We start from the raw sequence: 18,692 nt of genomic DNA, 5'->3' as shown, positions 1-18,692 counted from the left end.
GGACCTTCCCTGAAGGGCCTCTTTTTTTCGTACCTTGTACAGTGTTACGCCAGTAAATAAAGTTCCATTCAAACCAACAGATAAATCTTATGCTTTCATACGACAGACTTCTACTTGAGAACAAAGCCTGGGCTGCAGAAATGGTTGCAGATGACCCTCAATTTTTTACCAATCTGGCAAAACTGCAAACGCCGGAGTTCCTCTGGATAGGATGCAGTGACAGCCGTGTTCCCGCCAATCAGATCACCGGCACACAACCGGGTGAGATCTTTGTTCATCGCAATGTTGCCAACCTTGTGGTCAATTCAGACCTGAATATGCTGGCGGTGCTGGACTATGCCGTGAATCATCTGAAAGTGAAGCATGTCATCGTATGCGGCCACTACGGTTGCGGAGGAGTGCAGGCCGCTGCTTCCAGAAAGGATTTCAAACCTGTGTTGAATATGTGGCTTCGCAATATCAAGGATGTTTATCATAAACACGAAGACGAATTGAATGCGATCAATGACGATACCGCACGCGCAGACAGGCTGACCGAACTGAACGTGATGGAGCAGGTGAAAAATCTTGCGCGCAAATCGAGCATCCAGCGGGCATGGAAAAACGAACAGCGTCCCGACCTGCACGGCTGGGTATACAGCCTGAAAGACGGGCTGATCAAACCGGTCTTTGACATGAAGGCCGGAGCGGAGATCGAGTCTGTCTATGAGATTGATGATCTTTAGCGAAGTAAAAGTAGCCCCGCTTATGAACTGCAAAATCATGCTGTTGGTAAGCGGGGTTACTTTTTAATTTTGACTTTGTACTTCTCACTTATTCCGTAGGTTTGTATCATGTCTATTGAAGTCAAAGACCTTCTCAAAGTATACGGTGAGCAGAAAGCCGTCAACCAGATCTCTTTCAAAGTGGAAAAAGGAGAGATCGTGGGATTTCTTGGGCCTAACGGTGCAGGAAAATCCACGACCATGAAGATCATCACCGGCTACCTGGAACCAACATCCGGCGAAGCCGTTGTTTGCGGTATCCCCGTTGGCAATGATCCGCTGGCGGTGAAAAAGAAGATCGGCTATCTTGCCGAACTGAATGCGCTGTATTACGATATGTATGTGCGCGAATACCTTGGCTTTATTGCGGAAATACATGAGGTGGCTTCGCCAAAAGAGGCGGTTGAGCAGGTGATAGACATTGTTGGACTGAAACTGGAAAGCAAAAAGAAGATCGGGCAGCTATCCAAAGGATATAAGCAACGTGTCGGACTCGCAGCAGCGCTGGTACATCAGCCGGAAGTGCTGATCCTTGATGAACCGACCTCGGGTCTTGACCCAAACCAGATCATTGAGATCCGGGAAGTGATCAGGCAACAAGGCAAAAATAAAACCGTATTATTCTCCTCTCATATCCTGCAGGAAGTGGAAGCAATCTGCGACAGGGTGATCATCATCAATAAAGGGCAGCTGGTGGCGGATGATAAGCTGTCAAAACTTCAGACTGCGGAAACCACTCAGCAGGCCGTGGTGGTCCATTTCAAAAAACCGATCGAAACAGAAACGTTGAAGACCACGCTCGGTAATGCCGCAGTGGAACGGCTTGGCGAAACCATGTACAGGGTCACCTCTGCTGACCCCGAAACCTTAAGCAAACAGATCCTCGAATTCGCTTTACAAAATAATAACAGCATCATTTCTCTGCAAACGGAGAGTCGGAGCCTGGAAGATGTATTCCGGAATCTGACAACGAACCGTTGACGGTTGTCCGTTGACCGTTGACCGGACAACGATCAACGGTGAACGGTCAACGATCAAGCTGCTGACGATTAGGTTTTGCAACGTTCCCCGAAACTCGTTTCTTTGCAATCGATCCCGGAGTCCCGGCTATAAACGCCCGGGCGCTAACCAATCCGGATATTTTATATAAAAACTCAAGAAACCGATCATGAGCTACATTTCCGAAATCTTCGCACGGCAGATCCTTGACAGCCGTGGCAACCCAACCGTAGAAGTGGATGTATTAACAGATGAAGACGCCCTCGGCCGTGCTGCTGTACCTAGCGGTGCAAGCACCGGTGCGCATGAGGCCGTTGAATTACGGGACGGCGATAAAAAGAAATACGTAGGTAAAGGTGTGCTCAAAGCCGTTAAAAACGTAAATGACATCATTGCTCCGGTGCTGCTTGGCTACGATGTAGCTGATCAGACTGGAATCGACCAATTGATGATCGAACTTGACGGCACTCCCAATAAAGCCAAATTAGGCGCGAATGCAACACTTGCCGTGAGTATGGCTGTTGCAAAAGCTGCTGCTGAAGAAGCTTCTCTCCCGTTGTTCCGTTACATCGGCGGCACAAACGCAAAAACACTACCTATCCCGATGATGAATATCCTGAATGGTGGTGCTCACGCTGATAACAAGATCGACTTCCAGGAATTCATGATCATGCCGGTTGGCGCACCAACTTTCAGCGAAGGTCTTCGCTGGGGTGTGGAGATCTTCCACACGCTGAAATCTGTATTGAAGAAAAAAGGATTCAGCACGAACGTAGGTGACGAAGGTGGTTTTGCACCAAACATCCAGTCAAACGAAGAAGCGATCGATACCGTAATGGAAGCGATCCAGGCTTCTGGTTATAAAGCAGGCTCTCAGATCATGATCGCCATGGACGCGGCAAACACTGAACTGTGGGATGCGAAAAAGAAAAAATACGTTTTCCATAAAAGTGACGGTAAATCCCTGAGCAGCGATGAACTCGTTAAGTTCTGGGAAAAATGGGTGAAGAACTACCCTATCGCTTCTATCGAAGACGGTATGGCAGAAGACGATTGGAACGGATGGGCGGCACTGACACAAGCTGTTGGCAGCAAATGCCAGCTTGTGGGTGATGATCTGTTCGTTACAAACGTAACCCGCCTGCAAACAGGTATCGATAAAAGCATCGCTAACGGTCTGCTCGTAAAAGTAAACCAGATCGGTACTGTTACTGAAACGATCAATGCGGTATCTCTCGCGCAGCACAATGGCTATAATACGATCATGAGCCACCGCTCTGGCGAAACAGAAGATACAACGATCGCTGACCTGGCGGTTGCCCTGAATTGCGGCCAGATCAAGACTGGTTCCGCTTCACGTACAGACCGTATCGCAAAATACAACCAACTTATCCGGATCGAAGAGTTACTGGGCAGCAGCGCAGTTTACCCGAAAGGAAAGATTAAGTTTGGGAAGAAATAAGTCAAAAGTTTGAAAGTTTAATAGTTTAACGGTTCAAAAGCTGCCTTTAAACTATTAAACTTTCAAACCTTTAAACTTCAAAACAACTTTGGCTATGAACCTGTTGTCCCGCATCCCCGCCTGGCTCCGCAACAAATACTTTGTTGCTATCGCCGTTTTTGCGGCAATCATGCTGTTTTTTGACAAAAACGACATTTTTACGCAAATGGGGAGAAAAAAACAACTGCGGGAACTGGAAGAGAGCCGGGAGTATTATTCCGACGAGATCACTTCAGAACGTAAAGAATTAGAGCAACTTAAATCCAATCCGGGGATCCTGGAGAAATTCGCCAGGGAAAAATACCTGATGAAAAGAGACAATGAGGATCTGTATCTTATACCGGAAAACTCCTCAAAAGGGAATAATTAACCTTTTGCGGGCAATAAGGAATTTAATCCCCCGTTTTTATTCCGGACACATAACTTCGGACAAGTTATATTTTGGACATTAATGGTTTGCTCATGAACAATTACACACCAGAAGATCTTCTGTTGTATTTATACAATGAAGCATCTGAGGAACAAACAGTTGCGATTAAAAACGCACTGGAGTCTGATTGGACGCTGCGCGAAAAATTAGCAGTGTTGAAAGACTCAATGAAGCGGCTTGACACCGTAATGGAAGCTCCCAGGACAGATGTTGTGTTAAACATTCTGAATTACGCCAGGGAACAGTCAGCCGAGCAGGTTTAAAGGTTTCTGTTATAAGTTTTTGATAGGTCGGTTCATCTCAATGAATCGACCTTTTTTTATGCAAAGAGGTGGAGGGAAAAAAGGATCAAGAGGATTACTGTCATCTTAGTTGCCTGCTTAGCTCTTGCTCGTGATAGAAGCCTCAGGGATTGAAGGTGCTACACATACAGAATGATCCTCCCGACGGATCAAGCGTAAAAGTTGTGGGATGGTTGTCCAAGTGTTTAATGGTTTAAAAGTTTAAAGTTTTTGCTTTTGCTTCGGTCCCTCGCCAGATGTAATCAGGCTTGCCGGTATGCTGCAAACGGGTTATTATCACTTGTCCACTTACAGGTTTTTAAGAAGCAATATATGCTCCTTGGATACGACATTCTGGCACGCGAAGCCAGCTGATGTGTCGACTGATGATAATCATTCAGGGTCAAACTTCGCGTGTTTTTGAAATGCTTGTTAGTCGTCGTTAGTTCGTCTCTTGGTCGTCCTTTGGCCGTCCAAAGTTTGACGGGATTTTAAGCAGTGAAAAATGGTGACAAGCTGACACGTTGAGGGCGATAAATCTTTTGAGCGACTGGCCCAGGTTCCCTCCTCCGCTTCGCTACGGTGGCAGGGCCGCCAGAAGTTTATGCCAGCAATGCTCATCCGGAACATTTCAACCCAAGCCATTTGTAGACCATCCCCCAACTTTTCAACATGATCCCTCCCTTCCCCCAACCTTTGTTCCTGATCCGTCACTACGCCATAACTTTGCGCTCTTATGACCCGCAAACAACGCTACCAGTACGTAATAGAGTACTTCAAGAAGAATGCGCCCGATGCCGAAACTGAACTTATATACGACAATCCATATCAATTGCTGGTGGCCGTTATCCTGTCTGCTCAGTGCACAGACAAACGTGTCAACCTCACCACCCCGGCCATCTTTGAAAAATTTCCTGATGTAGCGTCTTTGAGTCAAACTGATTTTGAGGAGCTGTTTCCTTTTATCAGAAGTATCTCTTACCCTAACAATAAGACAAAGCATCTTATTGGAATGGCGAAAATGGTAATGGATGATTTCAAAGGCGAGATCCCGATGACAGTCGAAGAGCTCATCAAATTGCCGGGGGTTGGGCGCAAAACAGCCAATGTGATCACTTCTGTAGTGGATCAGCAACCCAATATGGCTGTTGACACCCACGTTTATCGCGTAAGCAAACGTATAGGACTCGTACCACAAACAGCTTCCACTCCACTGGCGGTGGAAAAAGAACTCATCAAAAATATTCCAACAGAGCTCGTACATAGAGCACATCACTGGCTGATCCTGCATGGGCGTTACATCTGCGTCGCCAGAAATCCCCGCTGTGAAGTGTGTGGATTACGGAAGATCTGTCAGTATTTTCACAAATTAAACGGTGGAATCCCCTTTGATTAAACCTCCTCCCTGACGTAGCTTTATCATCCCTGAAAGCGGCATTAAATCTTAATGCTGATGAAATCATTACTACTGCTGATCTGCGGCACTGCTATTCTTTCCGGCAGACCGGTGATCGGCCAACAATTCTATAACACCTGGTTCTATAATTACAATTGGGTCTGGGAAGGTGGTGCGGGCGCGGGCTTCATGAATTGCCTGACAGATCTTGGCGGAAGAAAAGGAAATGGAGGAAGGTTCCTGAAAGATATTGACTGGCGATCAACAAAGCCTGCGGTGAGCGCTTATCTGACGGCAACCTACAAAGATGTTCTCTCGCTGAAGCTCGATCATCAATCGGGCAATATCAGCGCAGCGGACAGCGTGCTTAAACGTACTGATCCCGACCCGGGCGGCAGGTATGGCCGTAATCTTCATTTCCGAAGCCGTATACATGAATGGCAATTATCTGTTGAAACGCACCCTTTATTCTGGAAACTCACTGATGAGAGTGAAATACCTTTCTGGTCGCCATATATTCTTGCGGGCATTTCGCTCTTCTCCTTTGACCCGGAAGCTAAAATCGGCGGCACCTGGCATAAGCTTCATCCCTTAAGGTTGGAGGGTCAGGGCTTTTCAGAATACAACGGAAGAAAACCGTACCGGAGGAAACAGCTTTCTATTCCGCTGGGTGTGGGCCTGCGATATGAAACGGGGCCACTGTTCAATGTAAAACTGGAATTGTCGTATCGCATATTATTTACTGATCATCTTGATGATGTAAGTACCTCGTACATCGATGCAACACTGTTTGCAACATACCTTGATGCGTCGCAGGCGGAGGTCGCAAAACATCTTTACAACAGAATGGGGGAAATACAACCTGGAAGGAGTTTTTCTGTCGGAGAACAAAGGGGAAGTGATAAGAATAATGACGCTTATTTCAGCATACTGCTGAAGCTGGGGTATGTATTCAGGTCAAGGGTGAAATAGAAAATACTGGAACGGCAACTATAGAAGTCAGGCCGCCTTAGATATGGGGGCCTGACTCCCGGTGTATTAAATATCAGCATATAGATCGCAGCTGGCACGCAGCTGATCATTTCGGCAAATGTGCGATCAACTCAATTTCAACTTTAAGATCCGGTGTGTACAGCCGGCTCACCTGAACCCATGTTGCTGAAGGGAAATCATTCTTATAAAATGCTCTTCTCACTTCATTCATTTTTTTCATTGCGTCCAGATCAAGCGTGTAAAGATTCTCCTTAACAACGTGTTGAGATGTTGCGCCAAAATGAGCGAGGCACTTTTCCAGTGTTGCATAGAGCTGGCGGATACCGGCTTCCGTGATATCACGTGCTACCGTGCCTGATATATAGATCACATTATCGACCTTGACAACCTGCGCATATCCCGCTGCAGAATCCTGTCCCTGCGGATTCCCGAAATGCCATTTTTGTTTAGCCAGTGGTGCGATTTTTTCCGTTTGTGCATTTGCGGCACAAACACTTGCCATTAATGCGAACAATACCAGTATATTTCTCATAAAAAGGGTTTCAGGCAAGTTAATCGATTTTAACCTGACCCGACACCCCGTCTGGATGAATTGAATATTCGAATGATGAATCAGCATGATCCGCCTCTAAATTTAATCGTATCGTCTTCCCTTGCTTTGTAAGAAATCGCGATAAGAGAATGTAAAAGTTGCCTGCACATAATTCTCCTTAATGAGATCCTGTTGCCTGGTTCCCCGGCTTCCCGCTTCAAGCGACATTGTATAAAAAAGGCCGCCACCAATGATTCCGCCTATTCCTGCCGTGATCCCATACTCGCGTATCGGTTCGTTCCTTACCTGCAGATATGAGTTATTAAAGAATGCTCCAAACTGAAAAAACCCTTTTTCGATTGTTTGCTTATTCCATGTAGTGGCCTGCCGGGAAAGTTCGATCCCTCCGGCGATGCGACTGCTATTGACCAACTGCCAGCCATTGTCTTTTATACCGAGTGAAGACCAGTCTTCATAGGAATAGTCAAGTGCGTAAGTGATCTTATTCCGCTTTCTCAACGCTATACCTCCCGCGTAGGTATCCGGCAGGCTGAACCGGTCTGTTTTAATAAAATCATCCTCCAGTATGACAGAAGTGCCGTCTGTTACGGTAAGCGACCTGTCCGACCGCATGTTCACAGTTGGAATGTATTTTCCGCCAACAGATAATTCCCAGGTCTTGCTCAATGGTTGGGTATAGATTGCGCCAAATTGAAACCGCGCCTTACTCATATAGTCCTGGACCTTTGTCGACACAGCCGTGGATAAACCGGCGTCACTTACCGTTTCTGTTTGATTGATCGATCCTGAAAGAATGGATGACTTAACGCCGAGCGTTAAACGCTTACCGATCTTAAAAGCATTATTCCAGTAATATTCGTTCAGACCTCCATCGCCTTCATAGTACGTCGTATAGGTTCCGGTTGTACCATCTACAGGCTTTGTACCAGTTAATACATAATTTACGTTACTGAATTGTCCGATCCCGATCCCGCTTGCCCAGCTATTGTTGATCTTCACCGCAAATGCCAACCGCTTTATCCAGAAATCCTTGTTATCGCTATTATCAGCATTGATCGGTCCGCCGGAATACCTTACCGATTTTCCTGTAAAGGCAGCATCTATTGTATAAAAGCTTTTTTGTAGTCCGGCAATAGCTGCCGGATTATTATCAATCAGGTAGTATGATGAGTTCAACGCAAGCCCTGCGCCACCCATGCCACTTGTTCTGTTGTATGGCTTGAAATCAATATCGCCGATCCCATAAATGGAATAGGGACTGTTCATATTCTGCGCATTCACCTGCAAGATCACGAAAAGACCCGCTGACACGGCCAGCGATCGTTTATTATACTTCATAAGCTTTAGTTATTGATATTTAGAACGTATAGTAATAACATCACTCCAGCCTCTTTACCACCGGCTGCTTCTACCACAAGACGATCCATGATCCGGGCGGTTGATGCCTGCTGCATAAGGTAGAATCCAGATCTTTCCATACCGGTAGTGGTGAGCATTTGATTGATGTATTGTGTAACATTGAATCTGTAGTAATTATTAACGCCATACACCTGGTCTATTGTTGGCGTTGCGATCAGGGTGGCAAGCCCCGTGGAATCAAGTACATTATTTCCGACAAGATTCGTCGCATCCGTCTGAGCCAGGCTTAACGCTGCAGGCAGTTTATAGATGAACAGATCGGAAGAAAGTTCCTTAGGCTTAACGATCAGTTCAGCTTTTAACAATTTTACCATACCGTTATTCTCCCGGTTCAGGACACCTCTTAAAGTCGGAAAGATCATTTTCAACGTAATCCCCGAACCAGGTTGCAGAAAAGCCCTGCCATTTGTTAGCGCGGGGGAGATCTCTGATACTCCCGGAGTTAAAACGCTCAAGCCGGTCCCGGTCCTGTCGGGCAGCACTTGCGTGAATGCATATTCATTCGCAAGCGAAGTAAAATCAACGAATGCGGGTTCCGGATAAGGAACGGTGAGATGATAATGCAAACGCATAACAAAAGAAGCATCTGTTCCTTTCAAACCAATTACTGCCCCGATATCATTAACAGCTGTTCCGATGCTGAGACCATACAGATAATTGAGGAACTCCGACTGGGTGGTAACATCCGAAGTTTTCTGTTTCACTTTATTAAATAAAGCAATGGCCCTCTCATCTGACAGACGGATAGTAAATGAATCCGTATTGGATGGGCTTATTTTAATAACCCGGCTACCGAGTGGAACCGGCTTTACCTGGATATCACTTGTATTGTACAACTGATTGTTATAAGTAAATGATATTGGCTGAGCGAGTTCGTACACCGCGACAGTCTGAAGCCTTGATGTATCACCATAGTAGTACTTATTGGGTTTAATGATCAGGCTCAGGGAATCGAGTATGGCCGAGGACGGAATATCCGGAAGACTTGCCGGTACACTCATCTGAAAAAACGGCTTTGCCGAAATAGTTCCGAGGTAGGGATCATAGTAACGACCGAGTAAGAACGAAGTGTCAGCATTTGTTTTGAACGAGTCAAGCAGCACAGTAGACAGTTGCGCAGACACTGTATCTATATACGCGATACTGGTATACGCATTTTCCGGAATGGTGCCGAATTCAATTTCCTTACGCGTGCAGGAAGCGAGGATCAGCACACTAATAATGGCCAGGTAAATTCCCTTCATGATGGTTGGGTTTAGTTTCGAATGGGCGAATTTATCTGTGGGGATGAATGGAGAAGTGTTATAGTATATCAATGCGAAGAATAAATCGGCGAATGATTGTTTGGAGACGATCGGATGAGAAATGATGCCCGATGACCGTCTGCGTCAGGCGTAACCCTTTTTACTTATAAACGAAAAATCAATTCTCTGCAACTTCGTTTTACCTCCGGTCAACGGTCAACGGACAACGGTCAGCGAACCTCCCTCCTACACACTCGAATCGAGAAACCCGCCCGATTCATCTGGTCACCCGGGCTATTCATCTATTTTAAGATATCCTTCCCACGCCGCACTGATATTTTTATAAAAATTTCATCTAAGACCCCTGGAGCGCCATCGGCTTCCAGCATCAAAACTGTTTATAATGAAAAATGTACACGCTTACCTCATCGGGGCCGCTATGATCTCCACCTCTATGATTGTATCGCAGGGTTGCACTAAGTCGACCGACGATGACAGCGAACTGATCGGAAACTGGAAAAAATCTGACGATTTCGAAGGCAATGCAAGAAGCGAAGCCGTAGCCTTTACGATCGGAGACTATGCTTACGTTTGTTCAGGTACCGCCACAACCGAACGCTTCAAGGATCTTTGGGAATACAGCACCAGTAAACGCTACTGGACACAAAGGGCAGACCTGCCGGGTGCGGCGCGGAATTCCGCCATTGCATTCTCTATCGGCACAAAAGGTTATGTCGGCACAGGCTACGATGGATCAGCCAGATTAAAAGACTTTTATGAGTATGATCAGGCAACAGATACCTGGACGGCAAAAGCAGAGTTCGCAGGAACAGCCAGATATGATGCCGTAGCATTTGCCGTAGATGGCAAAGGTTATATCGGCTGTGGATATGACGGCAACTATCTGAAAGACCTCTGGCAGTATGATCCCACGCAGGACCAATGGATCAAGAAAGCAAGTGTGGGCGGATCAAAACGGTCTGCGGCTATGGCCTTTGTTGTAAATGGACAGGCATACATCTGTTCCGGCAATAACAACGGCGAGATACAGCAGGATCTGTGGGCATACAATGCTTCTGCAGACGAGTGGACAGAAAAAACGAAGATCTACAACTATTCAGATGACTCATACGATGATGACTATGGAACGATCCCCCGCTCAAATGGTGTAACCTTCGTGATCGGCAATTATGTCTATCTCGCCACCGGAGAAAACAATTCAGCCAACAATGCAACGACTTGGCAATATGATCCAATCACAGACAGATGGACAGAAAAGACAGGCTTCGAAGGCACCTCCCGTACAGGCGCGGTTGGGTTCAATATCAGCAGCCGCGGGTTTGTTGCAACGGGCCGTAACATCTCACTGACCATGGATAATATGTATGAATTACTACCAAACGATGAACAGGTGGATAACGATTAATAAATGGGATAGCGGTGAGCTTTATCCGGGATGCCACTCACCGCGATATTCCTTATGTCAAGACAACAATGAAATTATCAAAACATACGATCACTGTCCTGCTGTCATCATTGCTTGTATCGATCACGATACTTGCCTACAAGACCCGTCGGCAGCCAGTCAAAGAAGCCGCCCGCTATTCAGCGGAGGTGTTTTCGGTTTGGAATGGTTGGGGATATGATATCCTGGTGGATGATAGCGTGATCATTCACCAGGAGTCTATCCCTTCTATCGGGAGGGGTATTCCGTTTCCTGAAAAGAAACAGGCACAACAAGCCGCAAACCTGGTGTTAGAGAAATTATCGAACAGTGATGATCTGCCGACACTGACAAAAGATGAAGTTGCAGAGATCTGTCCTTCATTGAAATAATTATGGCGAGTAAAGAAAATATCAATCGATTTTTGTTCACCCTGTTCGGTTTTCAAAAAACAAAAAGCAAACCACATCTTTTATTGATCATTCTGGTGCATGTATCAGCCTGGGCGGCATTTCTCTTGCTGCCTTTGCTGTTTTATCCAACAAGATTCCAGGGTGACCCTATCTGGCGGAGAGAGATCATCACAAAGATCATCCCGATCACGTTGTTCTATGTCAACTACTATTTCTTCCTGCCCCGTTTATTCGAAAAGAAACGATACAGTCTTTATTTTGCCGCTGTGCTGTTTGCTTTAGTACTGGTTTGTGCTTCTGATATCTACCTGCGCAACAATATTCCCGGCATGATGGCTCAGGGACCGGCCCGGCTGGGATCTCTTCGATTAAAAAATGCACCGGAAGAAGTAAGAACATTTATTATTGACTCTATCGGACCGGAAGCGTTTCCCGGCATGCCTAAAGAGATATTCAGGGACAGGGTGCTAGCCAGACCGGCTGAACCCGCTTTGTTCTTTACGATCAACCGGACTGCGTCAACCTGCCTCTTCCTGCTGCTGCTGGGTGGAATGATCCGGCTGGCTTATTCATTCATCAGGAATCAAAATGAAAAACGAAATCTTGAAAATGCAAACCTCAATGCAGAAGTAAACTTCTTAAAGTCACAGATCAATCCACATTTTCTTTTCAACACATTGAACTCTATTTATTCCCAGGCTCACGCCCGTTCGGAAAATACCGAATACTCTGTTCTTAAGCTATCTGAACTATTGCGATACAGCCTGTATGATTCCGGCGCAGACAAAGTACCATTGGCGGATGATATCCAGTATATTGACAATTACATTGCGCTTCAGCGACTTCGCTTATCATCCAGGGTGACATTATTCTACAAAGTGGGCGGATATAAAGAAGGAAAATTCATTGCACCGTTATTATTGATCAATCTCATAGAGAATGCATTCAAACATGGAATCAGCTACACGCAACCCTCTACAATTATTATCGACATAAAAATCTTTGAAGAAACCTTAACACTCACAGTAAGCAACCCGATAGTGGAAAAGGATAGTTTTGTTCCCGGCGGATTAGGGCTGAAAAACGTTACACGCCGACTTGAGCTGCTCTATCCCAATCAGTACAAATTGTATTATCATCACTCCGGTGATCAATACACTGTAAACCTTAAAGTACCACTTACCAATGCTTAACTGTGTCCTCATCGACGACGAGCCACTTGCTCTTCAGTTGCTGGAAGATTTCGTGAACAAGACCCCTTATCTCAAACTTCTCGGAAAGTTTGAGGAGCCACTGCAAGCTATTTCGCTTTTGGAATCATCTGCTGTTGACCTGTTATTTCTTGACATAAAAATGCCGGACATCACGGGCATTGACTTTTATCGTTCATTAAAGAACAAACCTGAAGTGATCTTTACAACGGCTTACAGTGAGTATGCATTGAATGGATTTGAACTGAAGGCAATGGATTATTTACTGAAGCCTATCTCATTTGAGAAATTCATTACGGCGTGTAATCGTGTAAAGGATTTCGTTGAAACAAAACATTCGAAAGAGAAAGAAAAAGGGAAAGACTATTTCTTTATTAATGTATCGCATAAGATGCACAAGATCTTTTTTGACGATATTCTTTACCTCGAAGGATATAAAGACTATACAAAGATGCATCTGACAAGCGCGACAAACCCGTTGCTGATCTTACACAATCTGAAATATTTTGAAGACCTGTTGGATAGAAATGAATTTGTGCGTATCCATCGGTCTTATATCGTTGCAATACGTAAGATCCATACGGCATCACGAAAGTCTGTGACAATACAGCAGCATTCGCTTCCCGTGAGTGATAACTACAGGGATGGTTTTTTTGCAGTGATCGAACAGCATTGACAGATCTGGCATCTGCCGGCCTTAAACGCAGTTCATCTTCTGTGCCTGAGGCCTGTTTTGTTCCGGATCTTATCCGTCCGACTACAAGCCATCTTTCCCAAATGAAAATAAAAAGCCCCGGCTGATCAGCCAGGGCTTGCATTTCAGCAAAGTATTTTACAAATATTTCCTGATCTCTTCTACAAGCTCTGTCTTCGTGATCGGCACTCCCATGATCTTGTTGTATGGTTTTGCATCGACCAGGTAAACATCACGCAGGATCTTGATCAGTTGTCCGTTATTGATTTCCGGAACCAGCACTGTATCAAAACTTTTCAGGATCTCGCCCAGGTTTTTAGGGAATGGGCGCACATAACGGAGGTGCGCGTGGCTTACTTCATGTCCTGCAGCGATCAATTCGGATACCGCTGATTTGATCGCACCAAACGTTGACCCCCAACCTAACACCAATACCTTTCCTTTGGCTGCGCCACTATCGATCTTTTGCTCAGGGATATATTCTGCGATCTTATCTACTTTTTCCTGCCGGATCTTTACCATCAATTGGTGGTTCTCCGGGTCATAACTGATATTACCGGTAATGTTTTGCTTTTCGAGACCACCGATCCTGTGTTCCAGGCCCGCAGTACCGGGAACAGCCCATGGACGTGCGAGTTTTTCATCGCGCAGATATGGCTGCAATTTTTCTTCGCCATGACCAAGTTCAGTCTTGAATTTGACATGGATCGGGGGAAGATCGGCTGTTGCCGGGAACTTCCATGGCTCAGCGCCATTCGCGATATAACCATCACTCAGAAAAATAACAGGCGTCATGTGTTGTACAGAGATACGCACCGCTTCATACACAGCTTCAAAACAATCAGCGGGAGTAGATGCAGAGATCACAGGCATGGGGCACTCGCCATTTCTTCCATAATAGGCCTGCAGCAGATCGCTTTGTTCCGTTTTTGTGGGTAAGCCCGTTGAAGGACCGCCACGTTGCACGTTAATGATCACCAAAGGAACTTCAAGCATTACGGCAAGTCCCATCGCTTCAGCTTTTAAGGCCATCCCCGGCCCTGACGTTGTTGTAACGCCTAATGCGCCGCCGTATGAAGCTCCAATCGCGGAGGTAATAGCAGCGATCTCATCTTCAGCCTGGAATGTGCGGATCCCAAAATTTTTGTGACGGCTTAATTCATGCAAAATATCTGAAGCGGGTGTGATGGGGTAAGTACCAAGAAACATCGGCAAACCACTTACCTGTGCGGCAGCGATCAATCCATATGCTAATGATTGATTGCCCATTACAGAACGATAGGTGCCGGAAGGCATTTTCGCTTTTTCCACCTTGTAGGTAATCGCAAAAGCTTCCGTGGTATCCCCGTAATTATATCCTGCCTGCAGCACCTTCATATTACTGTCAAGAATATCTGGCTTCTTGCCAAACTTCTCTTTGAGGAAGTCGGTGGTATTGCTCATGTCCCGTCCATAAAGCCAGTAAAGAAACCCGAGCACGAACATGTTTTTCGCACGGTCTTTTTCCTTCATACCCATTTGGAACTCCTTCAGTGCTTCACGGGTCATCTTGGTTACATCAATCCTGATGACTTCGTAATTTTCCAGGCTGCCGTTTTCGAGCGGATTTTCTCCGTCCGGATAATTAGCCAGGCGGAGATTCTTGGAATCAAATCCATCTGTATTAACGATGATCTTACCACCTTTTTTGAGTGCGCCGAGATTTGCCTTCAAAGCAGCTGCATTCATTGCCACCAACACATCACAGGCATCGCCGGGCGTAAAGACCCTGTCGCTGGAAAATCTGAGCTGAAAACCCGAAACTCCGGGGATCGTCCCTATCGGGGCACGGATCTCGGCAGGGAAATCAGGGAAGGTAGACAGATCGATTCCTAATAAAGCGGTATTATTAGTGAACTGAGTACCAGTCAATTGCATACCATCGCCGGAATCACCGGCAAATTTTATCACTACGTCCTGGAGGACTTCCTGTTTACGGGCCATTGTCTACAAAAATTGTGGCTGCAAATTTACGTTAGTTTCGCGAGGGAATGGGGGATTATGGTCACATCAGTGTTTTTTTTCCAGGATTAGTAAGCGTCCCCCCTTTGGAAAACCGGCAGGAAGCCCCTTTGGGCCGGTCACTACCCTCTAAACCAAAACTTGTTATAGATCCCCGATCGGCCAATCCGGAATGTTTTTCTATCAACGCAATGGGAGTTTTCCCGCTCTTTAGCGTCAAATACTTTTTCGCCCAATCAGATCGAACATTTTTATAAACCAAACACGTATGAGAAAGAAATTGCTTACCGGTTCTGCGCTGATCTTAGTAGCAAGTCTCGCATCAGCCCAGACCAAACTCATCGAAAAAGTGACAAAAAAAGGGGACGAACTTGTTATCCCCTACGAAAAGTACCAACTCTCCAATGGCCTGACCCTGGTGATCCATGAAGACCATTCTGATCCCGTTGCTCACGTGGATGTAACTTACCACGTTGGATCGGCGCGTGAGGAGATCGGCAAATCCGGTTTTGCGCATTTCTTTGAACACATGATGTTCCAGGGATCTGACAACGTAGGTGATGAACAACATTTCAAGATCGTTTCAGAAGCAGGTGGTACACTGAACGGCAGCACCAACCGTGATCGCACCAACTACTACGAAACGGTGCCGAGCAACCAGGTAGAAAAAATGCTCTGGCTCGAAGCTGATCGCATGGGCTTCCTCCTTGACGCAGTAACCCAGCAAAAATTCGAAATACAACGTTCTACCGTAAAAAATGAGCGCGGTCAGAACTATGACAACCGCCCGTATGGCCTGCTGAGTGAGGTGTCTGCGAAAAATCTCTATCCCTATGGTCATCCATATTCCTGGCTGACGATCGGGTATATCGAGGAACTGAATGCTGTCAATGTAAACGATCTTAAAAACTTCTTTCTCCGCTGGTATGGCCCCAATAATGCGACGTTGACCATTGGCGGTGATGTACAACCCGCGCAGATCGTTAAATGGGCGGAGAAATATTTCGGCTCTATTCCCCGCGGTCCGGAAGTAGTACCGGTGAAACTTGAGCCCGTACAACTGACGAAAGACCGTTACGCAAGCTATGTAGACAATTATGCGCGCTCAGCTCAGCTTCGCCTGGTTTATCCAACTGTTCGCGATTACGACAAAGATGAAGCAGCGCTCTCCTGCCTGGCCCAGGTTCTCGGCGGCGGCGGAGGTGGTGGCGGTCGTGGCGGCGGTGGCGGCGGCGGAAACAGGAACTCCGTTCTGTATCAAACGCTGATCAAACCCCAAAAAGCTCTTTCTGCCAGCGCAAGCAACCAGGCATCTGAGCTCGCGGGAGAATTTGCATTCTCTGTAACGCCTTATCCCGGTAAGAATCTCGCAGAAATGGAAGCGCTGATCAAAGAAGCGTTAACAGAGTTCGAAAAAAGAGGTATTACTGATGAAGACGTTGAGCGGTTCAAAACACAATTTGAAGCCCGTACGATCAATGGGCTGGCAAGCGTATCCGGCAAAGTAAGTCAGCTGGCAGCGTACCAGACATTTGCAGGTAATCCCAACATGATCAAAACGCAGATGGAGCAATACAGCAAGCTTTCCAAAGAAGATGTAATGCGCGCTTATGAAAAATATATCAAGAACAAGCCTCACGTGATCTTAAGCGTTCTGGTAAAAGGTCAGGAAGATCTGATCGCCCATGCGAATGACTATACGATCGATACAACGCATTACCAACGTCCCGACTATGGCTATGCCGGATTAAAATATAACAAAGCGAAAGACAACTTCGATCGTAAAAAGATGCCGGGCAATGGCCCCAACCCTGCAGTAAAGGTTCCGGCATTCTGGCGCAAAGACCTGCCTTCAGGAATTAAAATGATCGGTACAGAGAACACAGAGATCCCAACAGTAACGATCTCCATTTCAATGCCGGGCGGACACCTGATGCAGGCCAATGAACTTTCGAAAGTTGGCCTCGCCAACCTCTTTGGCCGCATGATGAACGAGGATACGAAAACACGCAGCGCAGAAGAATTCTCTGCAGAACTGCAAAAGATCGCAAGCTCCATTAACGTAAGCAGCGGTAAAGACGAGATCACGTTGAACATCCAAACATTAAAAAAGAACCTGGACAAAACACTTGCACTGGCTGAAGAAAGATTGTTCAGGCCTCAATTTAACCAGGAAGATCTCGATCGTATCAAACGTCAGCTACTGGAAAGCTTCAAGCAGAGCAAAACCCAACCTGCAACCGTCGCTTCAGATGTGATAGCCAAACTCAATTTCGGCCCGAACAATATCCTCGCGATCTCAGAAAGCGGAACTGCTGAAACCGTTGAGAACATCAGCCTTAACGATATCCAGTTCTACTACGACAACTATATGACCAGTAAAGGTCTGAAAGTAGTGATCGTTGGTGATATCAAAGAAGCCGAGATCCTGCCAAAACTCGGATTCCTGAATAAGCTTCCGAATAAAAATGTGACTGTTCCCAAAGTAGCGGCAACGCCAATGCCTAACAGTGAGTCACAGATCTATCTGATTGATATCCCCAAAGCAGCACAAACAGAATTCCGTGTTGGATACAACACAGGTTTGAAATATGATGCAACCGGCGAATACTATCGTACCGGCTTGCTTAACTATGCACTGGGCGGCGATTTCAATAGCCGATTGAACCTCAACCTGCGGGAAGACAAAGGCTGGACTTACGGAGCCCGTTCTTCCTTCAGCGGAGACGAATATGACGGCGACTTCAAATTCAGCTCAGGCATTAAAGCTGAAGCAACTGACAGCGCACTTGGCGAAGTGATCAAAGAGATCCGTAACTATGCTGCTGATGGAATCACTGAAGACGAACTTGCATTTATGAAGAATGCTATCGGCCAGCGTGATGCAAGGGCATATGAAACGAGCATTCAGAAGGCCGGCTTTATCAGAATGATACTCGACTACAATCTGCCAGCTAACTATACTGCCACACAAGCAAAGATCCTCCAGAACATGACGAAAAAAGAACTGGATGGATTGATCAAAAAACATATCTCAGCCAACAAACTGAATATGCTCCTGGTAGGTGACAAAGCAAAGATCCTTCCCGGCTTACAGAAGATGGGATACAAGATCATAGAATTAGATGCAGAAGGCAAACCTGTGGGCAAGCGCGCTTTCTAACAAGGACGCGAATGGACACGAATTGCCGCGAATGGACACGAATTGCCGCGAATGGACACGAATTGCCGCGAATGGACGCGAATGAACACGAATTGCCGCGAATGAACGCGAATAGTGTTTTAGATATGAAAAAGGCTGCACCGGTTGGTGCAGCCTTTTTCATTTTGAGGGAGCGGTTCACATCAC

Annotated in this window: 16 protein-coding genes; 12 read left to right on the top strand and 4 right to left on the bottom strand. The window is 46.2% G+C overall.

Translation table 11 applies throughout. The features are described from left to right. The first annotated feature begins 89 nt into the window (after window positions 1–89). The 7 genes from LZZ85_RS06365 to LZZ85_RS06335 all read left to right on the top strand — a co-directional run bounded on the left by LZZ85_RS06365 (window position 90) and on the right by LZZ85_RS06335 (window position 6,343). Window positions 90–725: a carbonic anhydrase gene (locus LZZ85_RS06365; protein WP_237869801.1), complete on the top strand. Its 636-nt coding sequence runs from the start codon at window positions 90–92 to the stop codon at window positions 723–725. 108 nt (window positions 726–833) lie between these two features. Continuing rightward, a complete protein-coding gene (gldA, locus tag LZZ85_RS06360) occupies window positions 834–1,745 on the top strand; it encodes a gliding motility-associated ABC transporter ATP-binding subunit GldA (RefSeq protein WP_237869799.1) in 912 nt (303 codons plus the stop codon). A 187-nt stretch (window positions 1,746–1,932) separates the two neighbouring features. Further along, entirely contained in the window at window positions 1,933–3,225 is a 1,293-nt protein-coding gene (eno, locus tag LZZ85_RS06355; protein ID WP_237869797.1) for a phosphopyruvate hydratase, read from the top strand. A gap of 94 nt (window positions 3,226–3,319) precedes the next feature. After that, window positions 3,320–3,634 carry an FtsB family cell division protein gene (locus LZZ85_RS06350; protein WP_237869795.1) on the top strand — a complete coding sequence of 105 codons (315 nt, stop codon included), beginning with the start codon at window positions 3,320–3,322 and terminating at the stop codon, window positions 3,632–3,634. 92 nt (window positions 3,635–3,726) lie between these two features. Continuing rightward, window positions 3,727–3,957, top strand: a complete 231-nt coding sequence (locus LZZ85_RS06345) for a hypothetical protein (protein ID WP_237869793.1) — start codon at window positions 3,727–3,729, stop codon at window positions 3,955–3,957. 754 nt (window positions 3,958–4,711) lie between these two features. Beyond that, complete coding sequence (gene nth, locus LZZ85_RS06340) at window positions 4,712–5,371, top strand: endonuclease III (RefSeq protein WP_237869791.1); 660 nt, start codon at window positions 4,712–4,714, stop codon at window positions 5,369–5,371. Window positions 5,372–5,428: 57 nt separating this feature from the next. Continuing rightward, window positions 5,429–6,343, top strand: coding sequence for a hypothetical protein (locus LZZ85_RS06335; protein ID WP_237869789.1), 915 nt, complete (start codon window positions 5,429–5,431; stop codon window positions 6,341–6,343). 106 nt (window positions 6,344–6,449) lie between these two features. On the opposite strand, the gene LZZ85_RS06330 is transcribed toward LZZ85_RS06335, so the two are convergent. The 3 genes from LZZ85_RS06330 to LZZ85_RS06320 form a co-directional block, all read right to left on the bottom strand. After that, window positions 6,450–6,896: a RidA family protein gene (locus LZZ85_RS06330; RefSeq protein ID WP_237869787.1), complete on the bottom strand. Its 447-nt coding sequence runs from the start codon at window positions 6,894–6,896 to the stop codon at window positions 6,450–6,452. A gap of 102 nt (window positions 6,897–6,998) precedes the next feature. Then, entirely contained in the window at window positions 6,999–8,255 is a 1,257-nt protein-coding gene (gene bamG / locus LZZ85_RS06325) for a BamG family beta-barrel-assembly machinery protein (protein WP_237869785.1), read from the bottom strand. 5 nt (window positions 8,256–8,260) lie between these two features. Further along, the gene (locus tag LZZ85_RS06320; protein ID WP_237869783.1) at window positions 8,261–9,580 is read right to left on the bottom strand and encodes a DUF4270 family protein; all 1,320 of its coding nucleotides are present in this window, start codon (window positions 9,578–9,580) and stop codon (window positions 8,261–8,263) included. 403 nt (window positions 9,581–9,983) lie between these two features. Here LZZ85_RS06320 and LZZ85_RS06315 point away from each other — a divergent pair, with 403 nt between their 5' ends. The 4 genes from LZZ85_RS06315 (at window position 9,984) to LZZ85_RS06300 (ending at window position 13,324) form a co-directional block, all read left to right on the top strand. Beyond that, a complete protein-coding gene (locus LZZ85_RS06315) occupies window positions 9,984–11,006 on the top strand; it encodes a Kelch repeat-containing protein (protein ID WP_237869781.1) in 1,023 nt (340 codons plus the stop codon). A 68-nt stretch (window positions 11,007–11,074) separates the two neighbouring features. Further along, entirely contained in the window at window positions 11,075–11,416 is a 342-nt protein-coding gene (locus LZZ85_RS06310) for a DUF4907 domain-containing protein (protein ID WP_237869779.1), read from the top strand. 2 nt (window positions 11,417–11,418) lie between these two features. Continuing rightward, window positions 11,419–12,630, top strand: a complete 1,212-nt coding sequence (locus tag LZZ85_RS06305; protein WP_237869777.1) for a sensor histidine kinase — start codon at window positions 11,419–11,421, stop codon at window positions 12,628–12,630. Then, window positions 12,623–13,324, top strand: coding sequence for a LytR/AlgR family response regulator transcription factor (locus LZZ85_RS06300; RefSeq protein WP_237869775.1), 702 nt, complete (start codon window positions 12,623–12,625; stop codon window positions 13,322–13,324). The genes LZZ85_RS06305 and LZZ85_RS06300 overlap by 8 nt, the downstream gene beginning before the upstream one ends. Window positions 13,325–13,480: 156 nt before the next feature. Here the strand turns inward: LZZ85_RS06300 and LZZ85_RS06295 are convergent, their stop codons facing one another. Then, window positions 13,481–15,325, bottom strand: a complete 1,845-nt coding sequence (locus LZZ85_RS06295) for a 2-oxoacid:acceptor oxidoreductase subunit alpha (RefSeq protein ID WP_237869773.1) — start codon at window positions 15,323–15,325, stop codon at window positions 13,481–13,483. A 286-nt stretch (window positions 15,326–15,611) separates the two neighbouring features. Between LZZ85_RS06295 and LZZ85_RS06290 the strand changes: the two genes are divergently transcribed. Then, window positions 15,612–18,506 (top strand): M16 family metallopeptidase, encoded by a 2,895-nt coding sequence (locus LZZ85_RS06290; protein ID WP_237869771.1) that lies wholly within the window; start codon window positions 15,612–15,614, stop codon window positions 18,504–18,506. The last annotated feature ends 186 nt before the right edge of the window (window positions 18,507–18,692 follow it).

This window comes from Terrimonas ginsenosidimutans (assembly GCF_022012415.1).
Lineage (GTDB): Bacteria > Bacteroidota > Bacteroidia > Chitinophagales > Chitinophagaceae > Terrimonas_A > Terrimonas_A ginsenosidimutans.
This window is presented reverse-complemented; position numbering and strand designations above follow the sequence as displayed.